This window comes from uncultured Amaricoccus sp. (assembly GCF_937891315.1).
Lineage (GTDB): Bacteria > Pseudomonadota > Alphaproteobacteria > Rhodobacterales > Rhodobacteraceae > Amaricoccus.
The window spans coordinates 1-6,184 of sequence record NZ_CALAGI010000080.1; the positions used below are offsets into that span (position 1 = coordinate 1).

At 69.3% G+C, this 6,184-nt stretch carries 4 protein-coding genes; 3 read left to right on the plus strand and 1 reads right to left on the minus strand.

All coding sequences use genetic code 11. From position 1 onward, the window contains the following. From Q0480_RS07185 to Q0480_RS07195, 3 genes are all read left to right on the plus strand, one after another. Positions 1 to 1,766, plus strand: a 1,766-nt coding sequence (locus Q0480_RS07185) for a glutamate synthase-related protein (protein ID WP_299131729.1), incomplete at its 5' end; no start/stop codon positions are given. A gap of 3 nt (positions 1,767 to 1,769) precedes the next feature. Next, on the plus strand, positions 1,770 to 3,497 hold the full coding sequence (locus Q0480_RS07190; protein ID WP_299131731.1) for a sulfite reductase subunit alpha: 1,728 nt from the start codon (positions 1,770 to 1,772) through the stop codon (positions 3,495 to 3,497). Positions 3,498 to 3,526: 29 nt separating this feature from the next. After that, positions 3,527 to 4,570 carry a hypothetical protein gene (locus Q0480_RS07195; protein WP_299131732.1) on the plus strand — a complete coding sequence of 348 codons (1,044 nt, stop codon included), beginning with the start codon at positions 3,527 to 3,529 and terminating at the stop codon, positions 4,568 to 4,570. Positions 4,571 to 5,096: 526 nt separating this feature from the next. On the opposite strand, the gene Q0480_RS07200 is transcribed toward Q0480_RS07195, so the two are convergent. After that, positions 5,097 to 6,041 (minus strand): hypothetical protein, encoded by a 945-nt coding sequence (locus tag Q0480_RS07200; protein ID WP_299131733.1) that lies wholly within the window; start codon positions 6,039 to 6,041, stop codon positions 5,097 to 5,099. Positions 6,042 to 6,184: the final 143 nt, after the last annotated feature.

Here is a 6,184-nt window from a genome sequence, read left to right on the forward strand (position 1 = left end):
CGGCGCTGCTCGGCGGCGACAGCTTCGAGTTCGGCACCACCGCGCTGATGATGCTGAAATGCGTGATGGCGAAAAACTGCAACATCAAGTGCCCGGCCGGCCTGACCACCAACCCGGAGGTGTTCGACGGCGACCCCCGGGCGCTGGCGCAATACCTCCTGAACATCGCCCACGAGGTGCGCGAGATTCTGGCCTCGCTCGGCCTGCGGTCGCTGCGCGAGGCGCGGGGACGGGCTGACCTGCTGCATCTGGTGCATCACCCCGCGGCCGTGGGCCAGCTCGACCTCCGGGCGATGCTGACCGAGGTCGAGGAGATCGTCATCGACGATCCGGTCTATATGGAGCGTGACTTCGCGGTGGACGACGCGTTCCTCGACCTGCTGCGCCCGGCGCTGATCGACGGGCGGGCTGATCACGTCGACCTCGGCGGCAATCTCCATCTCGGCAACCGCATGAAGTCGGTGGGCGGACAGCTCGCCGTCGATATCGAGCGGATGCTGAACCACGAGCTGCGCGGCGCCGACCTGCCGATGACACTGACCGACGACCGCGGCCGCCGCTTCCTGCGGCCGGGATCGGTGCGCATCGCGACGCAAGGCTCCGCCGGCCAGTCCTACGGCGCCTTCTGCAACGACGGCATGGTGATGGTCCATACCGGCACCTGCAACGACGGCGTCGGCAAGTCGGCCTGCGGCGGCGAGATCGTCATCCGCTCGCCCGGCGGCGGCTCGGACGAGCCGGGCGGCAATGTGCTGATCGGCAACTTCGCCCTGTTCGGTGCGACCGGCGGCCGGACCTTCGTCGAGGGTCAGGCCGGGGACCGTTTCGCCGTGCGGAACTCCGGTGCCACGGCGGTGGTCGAGGGCGTGGGCGATTTCTGCGTCGAATACATGACCAACGGCGCCGTCCTGAACCTCGGCGCCTTCGGCAAGGGCTTCGCCAACGGCATGTCGGGGGGCTTTGCCTATCAATACGACCCCTATGGCGACCTCGCGCACCGGGCGAGCCACGATTCGGTGAAGCTCGGCCATCTGGGCGATGGCGACGCGGAGGCGCTGATCCACGGGGACGCCGTGCGCCAGTTGCTCGAATGGCACCTGGCGGCGACGAATTCGCGCAAGGCGGAATGGCTGCTCGCCAACTGGGAGGCGGAGTCGGGGCATTTCACCTATGCGCTGCCCCGCGCGCTCCTGCTCTATCAGGATGCCGACACCATCCTGGCGACCAAGCCGCGCAAGGAACTGCTGGAGGAACTCGCCTCGGCCCTCGCCGCGCACCAGGTCCGCAAGCTCAAGCGCGCCTGGCGCTCGGGCGCCCCGGTGCTGAGTGGCCGCGCCCCCGGCCATGCCGACGCCCCGCCCGAGGAGATGTACCAGTTGCTCAATAACTGGACCGTGCTCGACACGGCGCAGGAATTGGCGCGGACGCGGCTCAAGGCCGGTTCCGCCAACGAACCGGCGGTGATGAAGGCCGCGCGGAACCTGATCCTGACCGAGGATTTCGCGCTGATGGCGCGGCTGCTGCGCCATGCGCGCGAGGCGATCGGCGGCTATTCCGACCCGGAACTGGCGGTGATGATCTCGAACAAGCGCATCGGCGACTACAAGGAGGCGCTGGCGCTGCGCAACATCCTCTCCATGGACAGCCCGGGCACCTATGGCTGGATCCTGCACCACGACCGCCGCAACCGCGAGGCCATCGGGCATATCCCCTCGTTCGAGGAGCTGTTCGCCCGCGAGTCGCTCGCCGAAGCGGCGCGGGGCTGAGCCATGAACATCCCCTTCATCCCCGAGGACGCGCCCTTCTCCGGCGACCAGCGCGTCTGGCTGTCGGGCTTCATCACCGGTCTGCGCTCGCGCGCCGTGCTGGTGGCGGTGCCCGCCGAGACCGGGCCGGCGACGGTCCTCAACATCCTCTACGGCAGCCAGACCGGCAATGCCGAGGCCGTGACGGAGGCGGCCGTTCGCACGGCGCAGGGCATGGGCTTCGACGCCCGCGCGCAGGCGCTCGACGATGTGAGCATGGAGGCGCTGGCCGCCATGCGCCGGATCATCGTCGTCTGCTCGACCTATGGCGAGGGCGAGATGCCCGACAACGCCCAGCTGTTCTGGGAGGCGCTGGCGGCCCCGACCGCGCCGCGGCTGGAATCGGCGCAATTCGGCGTGCTGGCGCTCGGCGACACCGGCTATGACGGTTTCTGTCAGGCGGGCAAGCTGATCGACCTGCGGCTTGAGCAACTTGGTGCCCGGCGGCTGACCCCGCGCATCGATTGCGACGTGGACTATGACGAGCCGGCCGCCGCCTGGGTCGCCGCGACACTGCCGCTCGCCTCGGAAAAGGGCGCGGCCACCGTCCGGGCCCCGGCGGCGACCGCCCCGGCGAAGACCGGCTGGAGCCGCAAGAACCCCTACCCGGCCGCGCTCGCCACCAACCGGCTGCTGTCGGGCGCGCGGTCGGCCAAGGAGATCCGCCATTTCGAGTTCGAGCTCGGCGACAGCGGCCTCGCCTACGAGGCCGGCGACGCGCTCGGCGTGATCCCGGTGAACGATCCGCTCCTGGTGGAGGCGGTGCTCGCCCGTCTCGGCGCCGGGCCGGAGACGGCGGTGGCGGGCACGGACCGGCCGCTCGGGACGCTGCTGATGGAGGCCTGCGAGATTTCCACCCCGCCGCGCGAACTGATCGCCGCGGTCGAGGCGCGCGCGGGCGACGAGGAGCTGAGCCGGCTGCTCGGCGACGGCGACCGCGAGGCGCTGGCGACCTGGCTCTGGGGTCGGGACACGCTCGATCTGCTGCGGCTCCTGCCCGCGGGCGCGCTGGACGCGGAGGCGTTCGTCGGGTTGCTGAAGCCCCTGCAGCACCGGGCCTATTCGATCTCGTCGAGCCCGAAGGCCCATCCCGGCGAGGTGCATCTGACCGTCGCCGCCGTGCGCTACGCCGCCGGCGGACGAGAGCGGGGCGGGGTCTGCTCGACCTTCCTCGCCGAGCGCGCGGCCGGGGGGGCGGGGATTTTCGTGTCGCCGAACAAGAGCTTCCGCGTGCCGACCGATGACGCGGCGCCGATGATCATGGTCGGTCCGGGCACCGGGATCGCGCCGTTCCGCGCCTTTCTCGAGGAACGCCGGGCCCGGGGCGCCGCGGGGCGCAACTGGCTGTTCTTCGGAGATCAGCATCGCGAGACCGATTTCATCTATGACGACGAGCTCGGCGAGATGAGCGCCTCGGGCCTGCTTACCCGGCTCGACCTCGCCTTCTCGCGCGACCAGGACGAGAAGGTCTATGTGCAGACCCGGATGCGCGAGAACGGCAAAGCGCTCCATGCCTGGCTGGAGGAAGGCGGGCATTTCTACGTCTGCGGCGACGCGTCTCGCATGGCCAGGGACGTGGACCAGGCGCTGCACGAGATCATTGCCACCCATGGCGCCATGTCGCCCGAGGCCGCGACCGAACATGTCAACGGCCTGAAGCGCGAGAAGCGCTACCTGCGCGACGTCTACTGACCGCGGGCGGCCCTCCGATGGAGGCGATCATGGAGCATCTGGCGAGCGGGGGACCAGGATTGGCCCGCGCCCGTGGCGCGGGTGACGCGCCGCCGCCGCGCGACATCGGGGCGTTGGTCGCCACGCACCCCGGGGCGCGGTTCCTGGACATGGACACCCACACGTTGGCGCTGATCCTGCCGCAGTTCGAGGCGGCGACCGCTACCACCGCGGGCCCCGCCACATTGTTGTCGGAGCGCGGCGGCTACGCGAAGCCGCGCATGGCAGGCGAGCGCCTCGCGTCGCCGCCCGGCCGGATCGCGCTGCGGCTCGTCGCGGGGCGAGGCGAGCACATCGCCTATACCGCCGCGGATCCAGGCCGGCGCGAACCGGCCGCGCTGCATCTCTTCGACCGAGGCGGCCGGCTCACGCATCGTACCCAGATCGCGACCCCCGGCGACCTTCTGACATTGGCCGCGCTCCTCGCCGAGATCCCGACATTGGCGCCATCGCTCCCGGCGCCGGATGTCGTCGCGCCCGCCGCGCGGCCGACGCCCTACCTGCCGGCGATCCGGCACGCGCGCGAAACCTGGGCCACCGCCGAACTGGTCCGCCACATCGACGATCTCGTCCTGGATGGCGGCCAGGCGCGGCGGACCTGCCTCCCGCATGTCGGCGCCGCGGCCGCGCGCCGCGTCGATCCGCTGGTGATCGGCCATCTGCTGCGCGAGGTCGCCCAGCGCCGGCTGCCGTTCCGTCACGTCGCTGTCCGGGCCGGCTGCGTGCAGACGCGGGAAGGCGCGCTCGACACGCTGCGTCCGGAGGGGGATCTCTTGCTCATGCGTTCGGGCACCGCCCTTATGGCGCTCGATCTTGGATGTATCATGGACGCATGGGTCACCTGCCTTGGTCCGGCCGGACGCCGTTCGCGCGCACTCGAACTCTATGCCTCCGATGGAACCTGCGCGGCCGCGTTCCTGCCACCCACGCAGGCTCCGGCGGCACAGACCGCCTGGGACCGCCTCCTCGCCTCCCTGCCCGCCTTCTCCGCGAGCAGCATCCGCGAGCGCGACAATCTGGTCCTCGCCGAGTAGAACGAGCGCGACCGGGCGGCGCGGACGCTCTCGGAGGCTGTCTGGAAATTCGGCGGCGGAGGCCCGGCGGGGGATTTTCGTGCCCCCGGTGCCTCGGTCATGCACGGCATTCCAAAGGCGGCAGTCGATGCATGGTCCGACGAGGCGACCAATCCGCGGGCCGACAAACTCACCCGGATCAGGGCGAGCTTGTCGTCGAGGGGGCCGAGGCGGAACAAATCGCGAAGCAAAAGGCTACGCTTGAGACACGCAAGAGGGGTTTGGTGCGCGGGTGGTGCGCGGGCGTACCGCTCGAGGCGAGTGCCGGTGACCAGAAAAATCTAACGTTTACAATTGGTTGATGGTGCTGCGAGAGAGGATTGAACTCTCGACCTCACCCTTACCAAGGCGGCGCGTTGTCTCTTTTGTAGTATTTCCGCATGACAAATCCGTGCGAATTCAATGCAGGCGTTTCCAGGCAGAAGTCGCGGAAATAGTGCCAGATGCGCAACTCGCGCACGGCCTGAACAGCGACAAATGCGCGCCCCTATACACGACGACGACGCACCGTCGCCAGAAGCTCGTCGCTCGAATGGTGGCGATAAACCGACAGGATCGTCTTGATGTCCGTCGCCGTCGCCGCGCTCACATCCTCGGGTCGCGCGCCGCCCCGAAGCTGCAGCGTGATCGCGCTGTGCTTGAGGACATGCGGCGTCACCCAGCCATAGCCGATCTCCGACATGAACCGCTCGAAATCACCCGGCGCGGTCCGGTCCAGCACATGCGCCCGCCCCGCCTGCTTGAACAGCTCCTCCAGGATCGAGCGCATCGCCGGCGTCATCACCGCCACCGGCCGGCGCTTGCGGGACAACCGCGCGCCCGGCACATTGAAATCGACCATCCCGCTCAGGAACGACACCTGCGCGCCGAACCGCAAGTCCATCATCGCCCCGAGCCGCACCCCGTAGCTCAGCCCCGCCTCGATGATGAACCGCACGCTCAGCGACGCCTCGGGCGCTCTGGCGAGCACGGCCCGCTCGTCGGCCTCGGTCAGCCACAAGTCGCGACGCTGCCCAGCCGCGGGCTTGTCGAAGGCAAAGGTCGGGCGCCCGCCGATCATGCCCTTGCGCGAGCAGAAGTTGAGCATCGCCTGCAGGCCCGTCACCTCGCGCCGGATCGTCGATGGCGCGGCCTTGAACCCCTTCTTGCCATAGAGCCCCTTCGACCGGGCCCTGGCATAGGCGTCAACATCGTCCTGCGTAACCGCGTCGGCCAGCATGCGCCCCATCCCTCGGCGAACGGGTCGCAGCACGAAATCGTCGGTGACGTCGTTGCCCCGCGGCAAACTCCATTCGCGCAGGTAGTAGGCGCTGCAATCATCGACCGTCGCCCTGCCCACCATTTCAACAGGCGCTTGCGCCCGGGAGATCATGAAGCGGCCAAGGACCAGCTCCGCCTCGGTTCGATCCGCCGTGCGCGTGCTGCGCCGCATCGACCGCCACTGACCGCCGCGCTTCTCCGACCATCGGATTTCCCAGAAGCCTTGACCGTTCGGGCTATCGGAAAGAACCGGGGTCGTGCGCATGGCCTGCCTCAAATCTTGGAGTACGGGGCGAGTTGCTGAACGACGTCGGC